Origin of the sequence: Hamadaea sp. NPDC051192, from assembly GCF_040682475.1 — a bacterium.
Taxonomy (GTDB): domain Bacteria; phylum Actinomycetota; class Actinomycetes; order Mycobacteriales; family Micromonosporaceae; genus Hamadaea; species Hamadaea flava.
On record NZ_JBFBAZ010000153.1, the window covers coordinates 1 to 18,320 of the forward strand.

Annotated in this window: 15 protein-coding genes; 5 read left to right on the plus strand and 10 right to left on the minus strand. The window is 71.4% G+C overall.

The genetic code is table 11. From position 1 onward, the window contains the following. Nucleotides 1-198 precede the first annotated feature (198 nt). Nucleotides 199-792: a dihydrofolate reductase family protein gene (locus AB0M47_RS36445; RefSeq protein ID WP_363422321.1), complete on the minus strand. Its 594-nt coding sequence runs from the start codon at nucleotides 790-792 to the stop codon at nucleotides 199-201. Nucleotides 793-1,039: 247 nt separating this feature from the next. On the opposite strand from AB0M47_RS36445, the gene AB0M47_RS36450 reads away from it, so the two are divergent. Both AB0M47_RS36450 and AB0M47_RS36455 read left to right on the plus strand, forming a co-directional pair. Continuing rightward, nucleotides 1,040-1,945 (plus strand): hypothetical protein, encoded by a 906-nt coding sequence (locus AB0M47_RS36450; RefSeq protein ID WP_363422323.1) that lies wholly within the window; start codon nucleotides 1,040-1,042, stop codon nucleotides 1,943-1,945. Nucleotides 1,946-2,059: 114 nt separating this feature from the next. Then, nucleotides 2,060-2,791: a D-Ala-D-Ala carboxypeptidase family metallohydrolase gene (locus AB0M47_RS36455; protein ID WP_363422325.1), complete on the plus strand. Its 732-nt coding sequence runs from the start codon at nucleotides 2,060-2,062 to the stop codon at nucleotides 2,789-2,791. Nucleotides 2,792-2,846: 55 nt separating this feature from the next. On the opposite strand, the gene AB0M47_RS36460 is transcribed toward AB0M47_RS36455, so the two are convergent. The 3 genes from AB0M47_RS36460 to AB0M47_RS36470 all read right to left on the minus strand — a co-directional run bounded on the left by AB0M47_RS36460 (nucleotide 2,847) and on the right by AB0M47_RS36470 (nucleotide 7,429). Next, complete coding sequence (locus AB0M47_RS36460; RefSeq protein WP_363422327.1) at nucleotides 2,847-5,150, minus strand: amphi-Trp domain-containing protein; 2,304 nt, start codon at nucleotides 5,148-5,150, stop codon at nucleotides 2,847-2,849. A 175-nt stretch (nucleotides 5,151-5,325) separates the two neighbouring features. Beyond that, the gene (locus tag AB0M47_RS36465; RefSeq protein ID WP_363422329.1) at nucleotides 5,326-6,363 is read right to left on the minus strand and encodes a ScyD/ScyE family protein; all 1,038 of its coding nucleotides are present in this window, start codon (nucleotides 6,361-6,363) and stop codon (nucleotides 5,326-5,328) included. Nucleotides 6,364-6,460: 97 nt separating this feature from the next. Beyond that, the gene (locus tag AB0M47_RS36470; RefSeq protein WP_363422331.1) at nucleotides 6,461-7,429 is read right to left on the minus strand and encodes a penicillin-insensitive murein endopeptidase; all 969 of its coding nucleotides are present in this window, start codon (nucleotides 7,427-7,429) and stop codon (nucleotides 6,461-6,463) included. A 290-nt stretch (nucleotides 7,430-7,719) separates the two neighbouring features. Here AB0M47_RS36470 and AB0M47_RS36475 point away from each other — a divergent pair, with 290 nt between their 5' ends. From AB0M47_RS36475 to AB0M47_RS36485, 3 genes are all read left to right on the plus strand, one after another. Then, nucleotides 7,720-9,747 (plus strand): bifunctional SulP family inorganic anion transporter/carbonic anhydrase, encoded by a 2,028-nt coding sequence (locus AB0M47_RS36475; protein ID WP_363422333.1) that lies wholly within the window; start codon nucleotides 7,720-7,722, stop codon nucleotides 9,745-9,747. A gap of 102 nt (nucleotides 9,748-9,849) precedes the next feature. Next, a complete protein-coding gene (locus AB0M47_RS36480; protein ID WP_363422335.1) occupies nucleotides 9,850-10,464 on the plus strand; it encodes a disulfide bond formation protein DsbA in 615 nt (204 codons plus the stop codon). Between the two features lie 30 nt (nucleotides 10,465-10,494). After that, nucleotides 10,495-13,488, plus strand: a complete 2,994-nt coding sequence (locus AB0M47_RS36485; protein ID WP_363422337.1) for a BTAD domain-containing putative transcriptional regulator — start codon at nucleotides 10,495-10,497, stop codon at nucleotides 13,486-13,488. A 122-nt stretch (nucleotides 13,489-13,610) separates the two neighbouring features. On the opposite strand, the gene AB0M47_RS36490 is transcribed toward AB0M47_RS36485, so the two are convergent. The 6 genes from AB0M47_RS36490 to AB0M47_RS36515 all read right to left on the minus strand — a co-directional run bounded on the left by AB0M47_RS36490 (nucleotide 13,611) and on the right by AB0M47_RS36515 (nucleotide 18,174). Further along, nucleotides 13,611-14,006 carry a S26 family signal peptidase gene (locus AB0M47_RS36490; RefSeq protein WP_363422339.1) on the minus strand — a complete coding sequence of 132 codons (396 nt, stop codon included), beginning with the start codon at nucleotides 14,004-14,006 and terminating at the stop codon, nucleotides 13,611-13,613. Beyond that, complete coding sequence (locus tag AB0M47_RS36495; protein WP_363422341.1) at nucleotides 14,003-15,772, minus strand: ABC transporter ATP-binding protein; 1,770 nt, start codon at nucleotides 15,770-15,772, stop codon at nucleotides 14,003-14,005. Before AB0M47_RS36495 ends, AB0M47_RS36490 begins: the two co-directional genes overlap by 4 nt. 1 nt (nucleotide 15,773) lies before the next feature. Beyond that, complete coding sequence (locus tag AB0M47_RS36500) at nucleotides 15,774-16,295, minus strand: hypothetical protein (RefSeq protein ID WP_363422343.1); 522 nt, start codon at nucleotides 16,293-16,295, stop codon at nucleotides 15,774-15,776. 76 nt (nucleotides 16,296-16,371) lie between these two features. Then, entirely contained in the window at nucleotides 16,372-16,599 is a 228-nt protein-coding gene (locus AB0M47_RS36505) for a hypothetical protein (protein WP_253753045.1), read from the minus strand. A 122-nt stretch (nucleotides 16,600-16,721) separates the two neighbouring features. Further along, nucleotides 16,722-17,465: a polyphosphate--glucose phosphotransferase gene (gene ppgK / locus AB0M47_RS36510; protein ID WP_363422345.1), complete on the minus strand. Its 744-nt coding sequence runs from the start codon at nucleotides 17,463-17,465 to the stop codon at nucleotides 16,722-16,724. Between the two features lie 43 nt (nucleotides 17,466-17,508). After that, complete coding sequence (locus AB0M47_RS36515) at nucleotides 17,509-18,174, minus strand: NAD(P)-binding domain-containing protein (protein WP_363422347.1); 666 nt, start codon at nucleotides 18,172-18,174, stop codon at nucleotides 17,509-17,511. Nucleotides 18,175-18,320: the final 146 nt, after the last annotated feature.

The window sequence follows — 18,320 nt, forward strand, 5'->3', positions numbered from 1 at the left end:
GGTCGCGCCCGGGGTGTTACCCCCGGGCGGCCCGCTCCTCTTCGCCGCACGTACGGCGATGCGCGTCCGCTGATCATGGCGGACCGTGATCATGGTCAATTCTGCGTTGCCATGGCGACATGGAAATGACCATGATCATCAAATCTGGCGGGATCCGACTCGCGAACCGGTCTTGAACAGCACCTGGTGGCCGGCGAGTCACTTGCGGACCTGGTACCGCAGGTGGGTCACCCGGTCGCCGGGAACGATCGACACTGGACCGTCGAGCAGCACCGGGGCCGTCCCGAGCTGCTCGAAGAACGGCGTACCACTGCCCAGCAGGACCGGGACGAGGTCGACCCAGACCTCGTCGAGCAGCCCGGCGTCCAGGCATTGGCGCGCGATGGTCCCGCCGTTGACCCCGACCACCTGGTCCCCCGCGATCTCGGCCGCCTTGGCGACCGCGGCCTCGATGCCTTCGGTGACGAAGACGAAGTTCTCGTCGGCCGGCGCCCAGCCCTCGGGGACGCTGTGGGTGAGGACGACGACCGTCCGGTCCAGCGGATGCCGCCCACCCCAACCCTTGACCAGGTCGAACAAGCGTCGCCCGACGACGAGCGAACCGGTCTGCGAGATGTAGCCGGTGAGATAGTCAGCGCTCGGCTGGCTGAGCTTGAACGTCATGTCCGAGGCGGTCGGCACCTCGACGTCCCCGTTGAAGTACCACTCGAAGAGATGGTCGAAGCCGCTCTCTCCCGGACCGGCGATGTAGCCGTCGAGGGACATGCTCGCGCCGGTGTAGACCTTGCTCATCTCATTGCTCCTTCGGTGTCACGGTGCCTATACCCATGCGTCGGACAGCGCCCGCCGGAAACGACACCCGGGCCGGACTTTTTCCCGGAAGCGCCTCACTAGGAGGCAGGCCCCGTGCACCAGGTGTCAGGGCCACCGGAACCGGGTGGCAGGCCGCCGTCGCCGAGTCGAGCCGCGAACCGCCGGAATCGGCGACTCCCCGCGTACGCCGCCGGTCCTAGCATCGGCGCATGCAGATGGGCTGGGCATGACCGCGCCCGCCGGTTCGCCCTGGCGGTTCAATCCGCCGCCGGGCTGGCCGGTGCCGCCGTCCGGCTGGACGCCGCCCCCGGGCTGGAAGCCGGATCCCTCGTGGCCGCCCGCGCCCGCCGGCTGGGCGTTCTGGATCCCGACGCAGCGAGCCCCACTGGCCGCGGCACCACCGATCCCCCAAACGCCGCTCGCCGCGCCGCAGACCCCGGTCGTGACCCCGCAGATCCGCCAGGCCCCGTTTGCCGCACCCCACAGTCCGCAAGCCCCACTAGCCGCGGTGCCGATCCGCCATGCCCCGCCGGCCGTCACCTACACGCCCACCACGTACGCCTCACCACGCAAATCGGGGCTCAGTACCGCCGTCAAGATCCTCGCCGGGTTCATCTCCCTGGCGGCCGCGGTCGCCTCGGTCTGGTTCGGCTACCAGGCGCTGCCCGAGAAGTACACGGTCGAACAGTGGCGGCAGAAGGCGATGGCCACCTGTGAGCGGGACTTCGCCGATGTCCGGTTCTCCGTCAACGGCGTACTTCTCAAGGTTGGCGCGTCGATGGCGAGCCTGCCGCCGCCCGGTCAGGTAAATCAGGGCATGACGGAGGCGGCCACGGCACTCGGCGACCTGGCCAAGGCGCTGCGCCGGTTCAGCGCCGATCTCCGGGAGATCAAGGTCCCGGAGGACCTGCGCCGGACCGATCTGGACGCGTACCTGACCCTGACCGGGCAGCTGACCGGAGGCATCGAGCAGATGGCCGATCTCCTGGTGCAGTACCAGATCGGCAACGCGACGCCGGAGATGATGCAGCAGACCATGACCACCATGACCACGATGTCGCAGACCACGATCCCGCAGTGGGGCAAGGCCGCGCAGCGACTCGGTCTGGATACGTGCGTCCCCACCTCTTGACCACGAGGCGGCAATAATCTTCAATGTGTCTCTGCCGGATGAAATCTGGCACCGTCCGTCAAGGACGGCATCGCGCAACTCCGCCCGCAACCCCCACGGAACAAGGAGTCAACGATGCTCAGACACGCCCTCAAGCTCCTCACCACGCTCGCCCTGGCCGCCGGGTTCTCCGTCACGGCCCTCGTGTTCACCGGCGCGCCCGCGCACGCGGACGGCTGCTACACGTGGGGCCGGACGCTGTCGCAGGGAATGTCCGGTGAGGACGTACGACAGCTCCAGATCAGAGTGTCCGGTTACCCCGGCTACGGAGCTGTCCTCTCGCTCGACGGCTCGTTCGGGCCGGCGACCGCCGCGGCCGTCACGCGCTTCCAGTCGGCGTACGGGCTCTCCGCGGACGGCATCGCCGGACCGCAGACGTTCTCGCAGATCTACGCCCTGCAGGACGACGACTGCACGCCGATCCACTTCACCTACGGCGAGCTGAACAACTGCAACTCGGACTGGTCGGGCGGCGCCGTCTCGGCGAGCACCGCCAAGTTCAACGCTCGCGTCACGATGTGGAAGCTGGAGGCCCTCCGCAAGGACCTGGGCACCCCGCTGTACATCAGCAGCGGCTTCCGTAGCTACGCCTGCAACTCGGCGGCCGGCGGCTCGTCCACCAGCCGTCACCTCTACGGCGACGCGGCCGATCTGACCGGCGCGCCGTCGTTCTGCACCATGGCTCAGCGTGCTCGCTACCACGGGTTCGCCGAGATCCTCGGTCCCGGCTACCCGGACCACAGCGATCACACGCACGTCGCGAACCGCGCCAGCCAGTTCTGGTCCGCGTCGGTCTGCGGCATCTGATCGCGCGGGTCAAGCAAAGGAGCGGCGGCGCCAGGCCGCCGCTCCTTTTCCTCAACTAGTACGCCTGACGCCACGGCCCGCCCGGCTGATGCGGCTGGGGGCCGGCCGGCTCATCGGCCGGCACATCCGACTCGGCGGAATCGTCCGCCTCGGCCGCGGGCGGCTGAGCGGGCTGCGGCACGACCGGAGCGCCGTAGACACCGCCGACCGGAACGGGACCACCGCCGTGCACCGGAGCGGCCTGGCCGCCGCCATAGACCGTCGGAGTCGGCCGGTACGCCGCCGGAGCAGCACCACTCGGGAAGCTCGGCGGAGTCGGCCGCGCGCCGGGCACCGAAGCGGTCGCGACGTACACGCCGGTAGCCTTCTCGGCCGGCGCAGCGGACCCAGCCTGGTCACCGGTCTCAGCCTGCTCGGCGGCCTCGGCGGTCTCAGCCTGCTCCGCGGTATCGGCGATCTCAGCCGCGACGGCGGCGTCGCCGTCCCCCTCGGCGGCCGTCTCCGCCGCCACCTCCGCGACCGCTGGCGCGGCCGCGGTGCCGCCAAAATGTGCAGCCTCACCGTCCGTCGAATCCTCGTCGCCCGCACCAGCCCCAGCATCGACCGCAACGGGTAAGGCAGCCGCGCCTTCAGCCACCTCGCCTTCGCTGGCGACGTCGCCGACTTCCTCATCGGCTTCCGCAGCGGCACTGGCGACTTCGTCGGCCTCGGCGACCACCTCGGCCTCGGCGCCCTCAGCGTCGCCGCCCTCAGCGTCGCCATCCGCGTCATCCGCCGCCTCAGCGTCTACTGCTTCGACGGCCTCGCCGCTTACCTCAGCCTCGTCAGCCTCCGCGAGCACCTCAGCTTCGTCGCCCTCAGCGTCATCGGCGGCCTCAGCGTCCACTGCCTCAACAGCCTCGTCGCCAGTCTCAGCCTCGTCAGCCTCCGCGACTACCTCGGCCTCGACGCCGTCGTCGCCCTCAGCGTCGTCGGACTCATCACCCTCAGCAGCAACGGCTTCCGCGACGACCTCGGCAGCGTCACCCGACTCCTCGTCGTCACCGTCAATGTCGTCACCGTCAACGCCGTCACCGTCAACGTCGTCACCTTCGGTGTCGTCTCCCTCAGCGTCGTCGGCGGCCTCAGCGTCCACTGCCTCCACAGCTTCGTCGCCGACCTCGGCCTCGTCAGCCCCCGCGACTACCTCTGCCTCGACGCCCTCGTCGCCCTCAGCGTCATCGGACTCATCACCCTCAGCAGCAACGGCCTCCGCAACGACCTCGGCAGTGCCACCCGGCTCCTCGCTGTCACCGTCAACGTCGTCGCCTTCGGTGTCGTCGCCCTCAGCGTCATCGGCGGCCTCAGCGTCCACCGCCTCAACAGCTTCGTCGCCGACCTCAGCCTCGTCAGCCCCCGCGACTACCTCGGAGGCGCTGCCCTCGTCGCCCTCAGCGCCCTCAGCGTCGTCGGACTCATCACCCTCAGCAGCAACGGCCTCCGCGACAACCTCGGCAGCGTCACCCGGCTCCTCGCCGTCACCGTCAATGTCGTCGCCTTCGTTGTCGTCGCCCTCAGCGTCATCCGCCTCCGCGACAATGTCAGCGGCGTCATCGGATTCCTCGCCTTCACCGGCGTCGGCTTCCGAGACGACTTCAGTCGCGTAGTCCGACTCGGCCGCGTAGTCCGACTCGGCCGCGTCGTCCTCGCGGTCCGCGACGGCGTCGGTAGCGTCCGCGCCGACCGCTTCGACGGCGGCGGCGGACTCGTCGGCGTCATCGTCATCGTCAGCGGCGTCGGCTTCGGTGACCAACTCGCCGGCCTCGTCCGCTTCGGCGTCCGCGGCTTCCGCGTCGACGGCCTCGGGTGCGTCCTCGGAGTCTTCGTTCGCGTCTTCGTTCGAGTCGACGGCGGTGTCGGCCACCGCGGCGGCGGCGAACTCGGCCGAGCTGTCGGTCGCCGGGTCGGACTCGGACGCGGCGGCCTCCTCTGCGGTGTCGGACTCGTCGTCAGCGGCGTCCACAAGGGAGGCGGCTACGACTGCGGCCGCCACGGGAGCGGCGGCTGCGGCGACGGTCACGGCGGTGGAGTCTTCGGAGGCCGGGGACTCGGCGGCCTCAGCGGATTCGTCCGATTCGGTGTCCTCGGCGGAATCGCCGGACTCGGCGTCGATTCTGCCCCAGGTCACCTCGATCTCGATGGAGGTCTCCGAGCCTTCGCTCTCGATTTCCAGTTCACAGTGGACGTTGTCGGCGACGGACACGGTGCCACCGGCACCGAAGAACACCTTGCCGCCCGAGTCCAGCTGGTCAGCGATAGCCCGCAACCAGGCTGCCAGATCATGCCGTGAGATGACGCGCGAGTCCTCGAAGATCTCCATGGCGAGCATGCTTGCACAACCGTGCACGTACCGCGTCCACCCAGCGGAGGAACCATGGCGGAACAACACAGGACGGCACTTGGGAAACGGGCGCGATCATGAACTGGAGGCGGCGACACACCGTCGAGAGCCTCTATAAGTTCATGATCGCGCCAAAGCCCGTGAGGCCAAACCGCTAGAGCGGTACGCGTACGATCCGGCCGCCGCCGGCGCACACGCCGCAGTCGCTGATGTAGGCGTACCCGTTGTGGAGAGCGAGACCACCGGGGAGGACGAGGCCGCCGACGATCGTGACCGGCGACCGGCCGGGGCGGATCTTGAGCAGGCGGCCGGACGGTACCGGGCTGAGCAACCCCTCGTGGGCGATCTCCAGGGCGTAGATCGTGCCGTCCGGCGCGACCGCGACGTCGATCAGGTTGGTCAGGCCCTGCGCGACGATCTGCGGCTGCCGGCCGGGGACGACTAGGTAGACGCGCGCCGCGCCTTTGGGGAAGGGGAAGCCGGTGAGCTGTCCGACGTAGTACGCACCCTGGTGGTACGCGACGCCGGTCGGCACGGCCTGGAAGCCGTCGCGCTCAGGGAAGACCGCGAGGGTCGTGATCGCGCCGGCGGCTGAGACGCCGAGCAGGCTGTTGCCGCCCGCGTCGGTGACGGCGAGGCCACCCGGTCCGGGCACCACGCTCTGTGGGTTCGAGTCGGTCTCGCCGCCGTCGGGGTTGTGTGCCTTCTCGTACGCCGAAACGTCCGCCACCCGCTTGAGCGTCGGCGTGGCCGAACCGGGGACGAATGTGTAGAGGCTGCCGAGCTGCTTCCCGGCCGCCGGCAGCTGAGCGCGCAGGTCGGGGTTCGCGCCCAGGCCGGTGGTGAGGAAGCCGAGCCCGAGGAAGCTGACGTCGGACGGGCCGATCGCACTGGAGCCGTCCGGAGCGGCCAGGGACGGCAGGCCGGTGACGACCCGGGTCAGCGTGCCGTTCTTGATCCGGGCGAGCGCGCCGGTCGTGCCGAAGCAGGACTCGCCGCCCTCGGGGCCGGGGAAGCAGGGGCCGGCTCCGCCTTCGCCCGCCTCGGCGACGTAGAGCGCGCCGTCTGGACCGAACGCGAGTCCGCGAGGATTGTTCAGACCCTGTGCGACCACAGTGGTCGGGGCCGCCATCGCGGGTGTGGAGGCGAGCGCGGCCGCCAGGGCGACCGCGCTCGCGACGAGTACGCGCACGAAGTTCCTCCGGTATGTCGAGCCTGCCGGTCCGCAGGCACTCTCCCGGATCAAATCGCACTAAAAAGGACTAAGCCCGTCACCACGCCGAACCGCGTCAGCAGTCGTAGAGCGAGTTCGGGTGGATCTTCTCGCAGTACCGGATGTGAATGTGGTTGTCGTGCCCCTCGTACGCCGACGTCAGCCCCTCACTGATGAGCGTCGGGTCATTGAACCAGATGGCCATGATGTGGCCAGGCGCCGCCGCCCGAATCATCTGGACGAGCTGCCGGGTGGCCGCCCGGTCGTAGGTGGACGATTGCCAGGTGATGCGCCCGGCGGTGCACTGGGCGTCGTCGGTGCGGATCGGCCAGACGTCGACGTCCAGCCCGACCTCGTGGCTCGCGTGCCCGGCGATGTCGCCGCCGTGCTCGAACCCGGCGTCGCCGAGCGGCAGCTTGCCCTGACCGGTCGCGGCGAAGTCGGCGGCCGCCTTCTCCACCTGGCCGATCGCGGCGGCGGTGGCCCAGTTCGCCGCCGTGCCGTTGCCGTCCGGGTCCTGGTCGCACAGGTTCGTGAAGGCCGGATAGTCATAGTGCCAGACCAGGTTCTTCCAGGTGATCGGCCCGGCGATGCCGTCGACGCCGATCCCGGCGTGGGACTGGAAGGTGCGTACGGCGGTGTCGGTCGCGGCGTCGAACGAGCCGCTGACGCTCAGCGAGAGATTGCGCTTGGCGTTCAGCTCGACCTGCAACGCCTTCACCGCGTCGCTCGTGGCGCCCTGGCCGATCTGCACGACGAGGGCGCCCCAGGTCGCCGGGCCGACGATGCCGTCGACGCCGAGCCCCTTGGCCGTCTGGAAGGCCTTCACCTTCGTGACGGTCGCGGTGTCGAAGACGCCGGTCAGGGTGGTCGCCTGCCCGTGGTACGCCAGCAGGTGCTGGATCGCCAGCACGTCCGCGCCGCGGTTGCCGCTGCTCTGCGTCGGGAAGAACGCGCCGGCGTACGCCTGCGCCGGGGCGGCCGCCGTCAAGGCCGCCGGGACTGCAGCGACCAGCGCTGTCAGGAGGAGAAGGAAGCGTCTCATGGGAGGGATTTTCAGCTCTACTCAACGATATGTAAATGCATAACATCGACGGATGTTTTCCGCGCTGAATCAGGGTTCCGGGTCGAATCTTGGACCGAGATTCGACTGAGAACCCTGATCCAGCGCGAACCGCCCGCGAAGCTCAGGAATCTGCCAGCGACACGCGGTCGCTACGAGCCGCCGATCCGCAGACCGTATCGCTACGATCCACCGCCAATGCCCGATTTGCGAATATCGCCCCGGGCGCCGAACACGTCCCACGCGGTGGGGCGTCCCACACGGGGGTGGACATGTCCTTACGAAGAGAGTTCCTGGTAGCCGACCTGCCGGCGTCGATGACGGTGGCCCTGCTGGCGGTGCCGTTGTCGCTCGGCATCGCGGCGGCGTCGGGTGCGCCGCCGATCGCCGGGCTCGTCGCGGCGGTGGTCGGCGGCATCGTGGCGGGCGGCTTGAGCGGCGCGCCCTTGCAGGTCAGCGGCCCGGCGGCGGGGCTGACCGTGATCGTGCTCGGGCTCGTGGGCGACTACGGCTGGGCGACGATGTGCGCGATCACGCTGCTGGCGGGTCTGGTGCAGGTCGCCGCCGGGTTCACCCGGCGTGGCCGGTTGGCGTTGAACCTTCCCCCGGCCGTGGTGCACGGCATGCTCGCCGGGATCGGCGTCGTGATCGTGCTGTCGCAGCTGTGTGTCGTGCTCGGCGTACCGGGGCAGGAGACGCCGCTGCAGAACCTGGTGAGCCTGCCCGCGGCGCTGAGCTTCGACCGGATCGAGTCCGCCGCGGTCGGGGCGATCACCGTCGGCGTGCTGCTGGGCTGGCCGCGCCTGCCGTACGTGCGGCGCGTCCCGGCTGCGCTCGCCGCGGTGGCCACCGCGGCCGCCGCGGTGGCGTTGTTCGGCTGGCAGGTGCCGCGCCTGAACCTGCCGAGCGACCCGTTCGCCGCGCTGACCCGCCCGGTGCTGCCGACCGGCGACTGGGGCGGCATCGCGCTCGCCGTCCTCACCGTCGCCCTCATCGCGAGCGTCGAGACCCTGCTGTCGGCGGTCGCGGTGGACAAGCTGCACAGCGGACGGCATGCCGACCTCGACCGCGAACTGCTCGCCCAGGGCGCGGCGAACACGGTCAGCGGGTTGGCCGGTGGGCTGCCGATCACCGGGGTCATCGTGCGCTCCTCGGCCAACGTGGCCGCCGGTGCGCGTACGCGGGCGTCGACGATCCTCCACGGAGTGTGGGTCGCCGCGTTGGCCCTCGCCGGGGCCGGTCTGCTGGAACTGGTGCCGCTCGCGGCGTTGTCGGCGTTGCTGGTGGTCGTCGGGGCGCGCCTGGTGAACCCGGGGCACCTGCGCGAGCTGCGCCACCATCGGGAGATCCTGCCCTACCTGGTCACAGCGATCGGCGTGGTCGCGATCAATCTGGTCGCCGGGGTCGCCCTCGGCGTCGCGACGGCGGCCGCGCTCGGGCTCTGGCGGCTCAGCCACAGTCAGATCAGCCTCGACGGCGACCATCTGAGGATCAGCGGCAGCCTGCTGTTCTTCACCACCGCGCGGCTGACTCGCGTACTGCGGGACATCCCGCCCGGCCGCAACGTCCACCTCGATCTGCGGGCGGACTTCCTCGACCACGCGGCGCAGGCCGCGCTGAGCGGCTGGGTCGCCGACTACCGGCGGCGCGGCGGCAACGTCGCCGTCACCGATCCGAGCCACCATCTGACCGCCGGGCGGCGGCCCGCCCGCCGCAAGCCGGTGCACCGCTGGCTCGCCCCGCATCACGTCACCCCGCGGCTGGAGACCGGCCTGCGCTCCTACCACGCCCAGCACGCCCCGCCCGCGGTGCTCGGCCTCCTCGCGGGCGGTCAACAGCCCAGCCACATGTTCATCGGCTGCGCCGACTCGCACATCGTGCCGCACCTGATCACCGGCAGCGGCCCCGGCGATCAGTTCTGTGTGCGCAACATCGGCAACCTCGTGCCGCGTCACGGCGAGGACCCCGGCATGGACACCGCCGTGGACTACGCCGTCAGCGTCCTCGGCGTGACCACCGTCATCGTCTGCGGGCACTCACCCTGCGGCGGAATTCGCGCCGCGCTGCGTACTCGGCACGGCTGGCTGCGGCACGCGGCGCTCGGTCCGTCCACCATGGACGACGCGGCGCGGCTCAACATCCTGGCCCAGCTGGACAACCTCGCGACCCATCCGGCCGTGGCCACCGCCAGCTCCGCCGGGCGACTGCGCTTGATCGGCTTGTACGCAGACACCGTGGCCGCGACGGTCGCGCGAGTCGGGCCGGACGGCGTATTGCTCGATCCCGAGCCGCTGCACTAGCGGGGCGCGCACGGGTGGCCCACCGCCAGTGGGTCACCCCGCCGATGTGACGTCGCTCTCCTGCTCCTGGCGGTTGGTTGAATCCTGAACAAAGCTGTACGCATGACGACCTCCGCCGACATGTGGTTCGACCCCGTCTGCCCCTGGGCCTGGATGACCTCGCGCTGGCTGCTGGAGGTGGAACGCGTACGCGACGTGCGCATCCGCTTCCACGTGATGAGCCTGTCGGTCCTCAACGAGGGCCGTGACCTGCCGCCGAAGTACCGCGAGCTGCTGGACGACGCGTGGGGCCCGGTCCGGGTGGCGATCGCCGTCGCCCAGCAGCACGGGGACGAGGCGGTGCGGGCGTTCTACACGGAGATCGGCACCCGCATCCATCTGGAGAAGCAGGAGCGCGGACGCGACCTCTACGTCGCGTCGCTGACCGCCGCCGGGCTGCCCGCCGAGCTGGCCGACGCCGCCGACGACCCGGCGTACGACGAGCCGTTGCGGGTCAGCCACCACGAGGGGATGGACCCGGTCGGCGACGACGTCGGCACGCCCGTCATCCACGTGCCCGGACCGGACGGGCAGCTCATCGCGTTCTTCGGCCCCGTGGTCACCCCCGCCCCGCAGGGCGAGGCGGCCGGGCGGCTGTGGGACGGCGTCCTGCTCGTCGGCGGGACCGACGGCTTCTTCGAGCTCAAGCGGACGCGTACACGCGATCCGATCTTCTAAAGCAGCCGATCTTCGGCGTACCATCGCGACGTGCTCGACGTAGCGATCTTGGGGACGCTGAAGATCTACGTCGACGGCGAGCCGGTCCGCCTGGCTCGCCGCCAGCAGCGCCGCATGCTCGGCGCGCTGCTCCTGACCCCGTCCGTGGAGATTCCGGCCGATCGGCTGGCCGGAATCCTCTGGGAGGACGCCGAACAGCCGGTGTCGCCGGCCGCCACGATGTCCACGTACGCCTCCCGTATCCGCCGCGATCTCGGCTCGGCCGGGCCGGTGCTCGGCTCGGGGCCGGACGGCTACGTGATCCGAGTGGATCCGTCGCGAGTGGACGCCAGCCGTTTCCTCGACCAGGTACGCCAAGTGTCGGCCGTGGACGATCCCGAGCATCGGGCCGGCCGGCTCCGGCAGGCTCTCGGGCTCTGGCACGGGCCGGTGCTCGCCGACGCCTTCGACGACCGGTTGCGCGACCGGCTCTGCCTACACCTCGACAGCGCCCGCGCGGCGGCGTACGAGCTGCTCTTCGAGGCCGAACTCGCCCGCGGCCGGCACGCGGAGGTGCTGGCCGACATCGTCTCCGCGAGCGAGCTGTACCCGGACTCGGAGCGGCTGGTCCGGCACCGGATGGTCGCGCTGGCGCGCTGCGGGCATCGGGCCGAGGCGCTGCGCGTCTATCGCGACACACGGCAGCGGCTGCGCGACGAACTGGGCCTCGATCCGTCGGCCGAGCTGGAGCGGCTGCATGAGCAGTTGCTCCGCGAGCAGCCCGCCGACCAGCGGCCGGTGCCCCGGCAGTCCGCGCCCCAGGCCGGGCGGCTCTACGGGCGCGGCGGGGTGCTGGGCGAGATCGACGCCTACCTGGACCGGCATCGGGCCGCCGACGACGTGACCGGTCCGGCGGCGATCCTGCTGACCGGCCCGCCCGGGATCGGCAAGACGGCGGTGGCGCGGGCGGTCGCCGAACGGCGGCGCGCCGCCTTCCCCGACGGCGTCCTGTACGCCCGCCTCACCGCCGCCGACGCCCGCCCGGTGACCGCCGACACCGTGTTGCGGCAGTTCCTCCGCGATCTGGGCTGGCCCGCTGAGCTGCCGATGAGCCGGGCCGAGCTGGCCGAGCGGTGGCGGACGGTGACGGCCGAGTCGGCGATCCTCGTGGTGCTGGACGATGTCCTCGCCGCCGAGCAGGTACGCGACCTGCTCCCGGGCGGCCGCTGCGGTGCGGTGGTCGCGACGAGCCGGGAGGACTTCGGGCGCCACGACGGAATGCGCGTCGTCCCGATGACGCCGCTCGATCCGGCCGCCGCCGCCGAGATGTTACGCGATCTGGTCGGCGAGGCCCGGCTGCCTGGCGAGACGATCGACGACCTGGCCACGGCGTGTGGACGGCTGCCGCTGGCGTTGCTGACCACCGGGGCGGCGGTCGCGTCCCGTCCGCAGTGGACGGCCGAGGAGGTCCGCGCCCGGCTCGGCCCGCCCGCGCCGTTCGTCCTCGGCGACGCCCTGTCGCGCAGCGTTTCCGGGCTCTCCGGGTCGGCCGCCCGCGTCCTGCGCCGGCTGGCCGAACTCCAGTGGACCCGTTATCCGGTGTGGCTCGCGCCGCTGCTCGCGCCCGACACCGCGCGTACGCCGGACGGCGCCTGGCAGGAGTTGGTCGCGGCGAACCTGCTCGACCCGGCGGGGTTCGTCTGCGGCACCCCCACCTACGAAATGCACCCCGCCGTACGCCATTTCGTCCTCGACCGCGGCGACCGCAGCGAGCTGACCGACGCCATCCTCGCCGTCGTGTACGCCACGCTGACCTGGTCTGTCGCCGTCGCCGACGGCGGGCTGACCGCACGGCACTTCCCCACCCCGGTCGTGTCGGCGTACCCGATCGCGGCGGACGAGCGGCAGCTCGCGGCGGACCCGGTGAGCTGGCTCGACGGGCACCTCCCGGCGATCCAGACCGGTTTGGTCCAGCTCGCCAGCCGGGGCCGGTACGCCGACGCGGCCGACCTGGCGACGGTCGCCGTCAACTACGTGACCACCCGCAGCGGCCCGGACGAGTTGCTCGTGCTGACGGAAGCGGCACAGGAAGCAGCGGCCCAGCCCGGAGTGCCCGCATCGACCCGGGCCGCCGCCATGCTCGCGTACGCCGGCGCGCTGCGCGGCAAGGAGCAGTACGCCGACAGCATGCGAGCCGCCCGATCGGCACGCCGGATGTATCTGCGGCTCGGGGATCGGCATCGGGCCGCCCTCGCAGCCTCCACAGTGGGCAGCTGTGCCCGCGTGCGCGGCGATCGGCGTACCGCGTTCGCCGCCGGAACCGCGGCGATCGCCGGGCTAGCCCCGCACGTCACGGGCCAGCACGGCTCGGTCTGGCTGGCATTGGCCAACTCCGGCCGGGAGTTCGGAGCCGACCCGGCGGCCGTACGCCAACTGCTCGACGTGGCGGTCTCCGCCTTCCATCTCGGCGGCGACGTCGCCGGGCAGGCCAACGCGCTGGCCATCGCGGCGGTGATGCTCCTGAACGAGGAGCGGGCCGACGACGCGGTCAAGGCGCTCGACTCCGCCCACGACCTGCTCGCCCCGGCAGGCGACCGGGTGAACCTGCCGTTCATCGCGATGTACCTGGCCGAGGCGCTGCTCGCCGCCGGCCACCCCGACCGCGCCCGCCGGTACGCCATGACCGCGCGGCAGCACTTCACCCGTATCGGATTCCACATGGGACTGGCTCGGTGTCTCGGCGTACTGGGGCAGGCCGAGCTGGACCGGGACCGGGCCGACCTGGCGCTGCCCCAACTCCGCCAGGCCCTCGACCACGCCGAGATCGCCGGGAACGCACACATCATCGGCTGGACGCGGTTCCAGCTGGCCCGGGGGCTGTTCGCCGCCGGTTCGCCGGCCGACGCCCGGACGGTCGGCGAGGCGGCGCTCACGACGCTGCGGGCGATCTCGTCGTTCCGCGTCCCCCGCGTCGAAGCCTGGCTACTCACCCTCCCCCTCCCCCCACCCTCACCCCCGTCGCCGTCGCCGTCGCCGTCGCGTTGATCATGGAGTTAACTGCGGTCTCGCCGGTGTGTCGAGGGGGTAAACACCATGATCAACGCGCCCGGGGCGCGGGGTGCGGCGGGCGCGGGCGGGTGAGGGGGGCGTCAGCGGGTGGGGGGGCGTCAGCGGGTGGGGCGGTAGGCGCGCAGGACGCGGCCGAGCGCAGCGCCCTCGGGGACGAACCCGAAGTGCCGCGAATCCAGGCTGCGTGGATTGTCGCCGCGCACGAGGAAATGCCCGGCCGGCACGGTGGCGCCCCACTGCGCGAGGTCCGGCGGAACGGGTTGCCCGGCCGTGGCGACGACCCGTTTGACCAGCCAGTCGACGTCCGTCGGCACCGGTGACGGGCCCTCAGCCGCGGGGACCTCGAAGACGACGGGCGCACCGGTCCGAGGCCGCGAACGCACCACGAGCAAGCGGTCACCGTCCAGATAGGTCGGTTCCATGCTCATGCCGCGTACGGTCAGCCACCGCAACCGCGACCGGCGGAAGACCAGCAAGAACGCCAGCGGGATCACGCGGGCTCCAGGTAACCGGCCGCCTGCGCGGTGAACAGCTCGGCGTACCGGCCGGTCGCCGCGAGCAGCTCCGCGTGCGTCCCGGCCTCCACGATCCGGCCGCCCGCGAGGATCACGATCTGGTCGGCGTGGCGCAGGGTCCCCAGGCGGTGCGAGACGAGCAGACTGGTACGCCCAACGGTGTGCTCGCGTACGCGACGTTGGAGGTCCTGCTCGGCGAGCGCGTCGAGCCCCGAGTTGGGTTCGTCGAGGATGAGCAGGTCGTGCGAGGTGCGCATCATCGACCGCGCGAGGGCGACCCGCTGCCATTGGCCGCCCGACAGGGACACGCCGGGGTCGGCGTCGTCGTCGAAGAAGATGCGGCTCAACATGGTCCGGGCCCCCTTCGGGAGCCCGTCGACGACCTCCGCCGCACCGGCCGCGTACGCGGCGGCCGACACCGCGGCCTCGTCGTCCACTCGGGACGGATCGCCGATGCCGATGTTCTCCCCGGCGGTCAATTCGTAGCGGACGAAGTCCTGGAAGGTGGCCCCGATCCGGTTGCGCAGCTCGTCCGGGCGCAGCGCCCGAAGGTCCACGCCGTCCCATAGGACACTCCCCCGGGTCGGGTCGTACGCCCGGGTCAACAGCTTGACCAGGGTGCTCTTCCCCGCACCGTTGAGCCCGACCAGAGCCGTCGTACGCCCGGCCGGCAGGAACAGGTCGACCCCGCGAAGCACCCACGGGCCGTCGTCGGCGTACCGGAACCACACGTCGCGCAGCTCGATCCCCTGGCGCAGCGGTTCGACGGGGTGTTCGCCGACGGGCAGGTCCGGCGGAGCGGCCATGATCTCGCGGTAGTCGCGGAACAGCAGCATCGCCGCGCTCGTCTCGGCGTACTGGCTGAGCAGGCCGGCGATCGCGCCCTGGACGCCCACGACCGCCGCGGTGAACAGGGTGAGGTCGCCGACCGAGAGACGGTGGTCGAGGACGCCCCGCACGGCGACGATCGTCCCCGCGGCGGCCACTGCGGCGCTGAGCACGGCGACGCCGAGCGCGGCGCGGATCTGCGTACGCTGGGCCGCCCGGTGCAGCGACGCGGTGGCGGTCAGCCCGTCGAGCAGGCGGGACCGGAGCAGCCGGCCGGAGCCGTAGAGGCGGATCTCGCTCGCCGCCGAGGCGGTCGTGAGCACCTCGGTCAGGAAGTACGCCCGCCGCGCGGCGGCTGCCGAATCGGTCACCGCCCGCGCCGATCGCCGTGCCGCGTTCCGATAAGCGACGTACGCCGGCACGGCGGCGGCCACCACCACGGCGGCCATCGGCGGCCAGAGGGCCAGCAGCACTGAGGCGTACCCGATGGTGGTGACGAGGGCTTGGCCGCCCTCGACGAGCATGGCCGTGGCCGCGGCGGGGGCCTCCTGCGCGCCCTGCGCCGCGATCCGCAGCTTGTCCTGAAAGGACGGATCTTCGAACGGCCGGAGGCCGACGAACCGATCGACCCGCGCGTAGAGCGCGTCCTGAGTACGCAACGCGATCCGCTGGCGCGCGAGGAGTCCGGCGTACTCGCCCACCTGCCGCAGCGCGACCATCGCGACGGCTGCGACCGCTCCCGCGACCGCGAGCCCGATGGCGTGCCGGGCGCTCGTCCCGGCGACGAGCGCCTCGATGAGCAGCTTGGCCAGCCACGCGACGACGACCGGCAGCACTCCGGACAGCAGCGCGACCAGTCCGAGCACGACGGTCGGACCGGCCGCGTGCCGCAGTGCCAGGCCGAGCGCCGCCTTCATGTCAGGCCGCGACCAGCGCCGGGGCGACCGCGTCGACCGACCGGCCCGCGGCGGCGACGACGCCGTCGGCGATCCGGAGCACGGTCGGGAAGCTGGACACCCCGCCGAACGCCGCCGTGACCTCGCCGCCCTCGGCGACGACGGCGACCCGACCGGCGACTGCGCCGACCTTGCGCGTGAGTTCCTGGGTGGCCTCGTCGGCGGCGTCCCCGGCGACGAACGCCGTCAGCGCGCCGACCGGGCGCTCGGCCAGCGAGGCAAGCAGCTCGGCGCACGGGCCGCAGCCCGGCATGACGAACAGGACGGTGCCGTCCTCCACATCGGACCGGCCGAGCGAGGTCGCGCCGAGGTCGACCGCGTGGAAATCGGCGATCGCAGTGCCCACCTCGGGCAACGTGGCTTCAGGCCCGCCCAGGCGCTCCTCGATCGCCCGCAGGCGGCGTACTACGGCCGACAGCATGAGCAGGCAGATCGCGGTGAGGACGGTGAGGACGACGACGGCGGCCGTGAGAACGGCGGTCATGGTGTTACCTCCACGGGGGTGCGCGAGCAGATGAGGAGGTGGGGCCGTCCTACCACGGCCCCACCGGTGCGCCTTGTCAGCAGGCGCCGCGCTTCTTGCTGACGCAGCTCGCGCCGCTGCACGAACCCGTGCAGCTGATGGTGCCGCCGCTGCAGTAGGTCTGGAAGAAGACACCACTCGAACAGTGGCCGTCGCTCTTCCAGTAGCTGCAGGAGTTGCCGTGCTCGGGCACGCACGCGCCGGCGGTGCCGGTGCCGAGAGCCCGGCTGAGCAGACGGTCGCCCCACTTGCTGATGGTCTTCATCGCGCCTCCTTGTGGCTTTGCGGTGAACTGCCATCAGCCTGGCGGGCGCGCCTTTCCACCGGACTTCCATCCACTGTCCACGCCCGTGTCACGTGGAAAGCGCTGCTGTCACGGGGAAGGAGTCAGACAGACAGCGCCGCGCCCACGATCCCGGCGTCGTTGAACAACTCGGCCGCGACGATCTCGGTCCGCAGCTTGATGCGTGGCAAGAACTTGTCGGCCTTCTTGCTCACCCCGCCGCCGACGACGATCAGGTCCGGCCACAGCAGGCGCTCGACGAGCTCCAGGTACGCCTGGAGCCGCCGGCTGTACTCGCCCCAGGACAGGTCGTCCTCTTCGCGTACGGAGGCGGCGGCCCAGTCCTCGGCGTCCCCGTGGTGCAGCGGCAGGTGACCGAGTTCGGTGTTCGGCACGAGCGCCCCGTCGACGAACAACGCGCTGCCGATACCGGTCCCGAGGGTGAGCATGAGGACGACGCCCCGATTGCCGTGCCCCCGGCCGAAGCGCATCTCGGCGATCCCGGCCGCGTCGGCGTCGTTGATCACGGTCACCGGACGCCCGGTCGCCCGCTCGAACAGCTCGACCGCGTTCGTCCCGATCCACTTCTCGTTGATGTTCGCGGCCGTCATCGCGATGCCCTGGCGGACGACGGCGGGCAGGGTGATCCCGACCGGGCCGGCCACGCCGAGCTGATCGAGGACCTGCACGACCACTTCGGCCACCCCCTCCGGGGTCGCCTTCTCCGGCGTGGGCAGCCGTACGCGGTCAGCGGAGAAGTGCCCGGCGGCGAGGTCGACGGGTGCGCCCTTGATGCCCGATCCCCCGATGTCGATGCCGAGGGCCTGACCTGTCCGGTTCTCAGTCACCATTCCATTCTGGCGCGAACTCGTGCAGGCGTGGGGAAAACCGTCAAGCGCGCGCGAGCGCCGCCTCGATGACGGGGATCGGCGCCGGGGTGCCCACCGGATCGCTGATCGGGCCATAAGGCAGCCCGTACGCCGGTGTGCCGACCTGGAAGCGCCGGCCGCCCTCGCCGAGCGGCCCCGCGTCGACGGCGTCGTAGCCCAGCTCGGCGAGGAAGTCGCTGACGGCCTGTTTGGCGAGCCCGTCGTCGCCCGCGATGGGCAACGCCGTCCGATCGGGCGAGCCCGCCGGGCGGGGCAGCGACAGCAGATGGCGGAAGTTGATGTTGTTGAACACCTTGACGACCTTCGCCCGGCCGAGGTGCCGTTGCAGCAGCTCGCTGCTGGTGGTCGACCCGTCGTCGAGGGCGGCGATGTCGCCGTCGCGCTGCGGGTAGTAGTTGTTGGTGTCCATCACGGGCTTGTCGGCCAGCGGCTCGACCGGCACCGTGGCGTACGCCCGCAGCGGAATGCTGACCAGCACGAGTTCGCCGCGATCGGCCGCCTCCTCGACGGTTCCGGCCGAGGCGAGCGGGCCGAGGTCGGCGACCAGGTCGGCCAGCGTGTCCGGGCCGCGCGAATTGCTCAGGACGACTTCGTGTCCGGCGGCGACGGCGAGCCGGGCGACGGTGCCGCCGATGTTGCCGCTGCCGATGAGTCCGATGATGGCCACGTTCCCTACGCTATCGCCCGTTTCCTCCCGCCGCGCTGGATCAGGGTTCTGGGTCGAATCTTGGGCTCTCCGGCTGCTTGTGTGGGTCACGAGCGGTCGGGGAGCTTGATTTGGTATCCGCCTAGGTTGAGCTTGGCGAGGGCTAT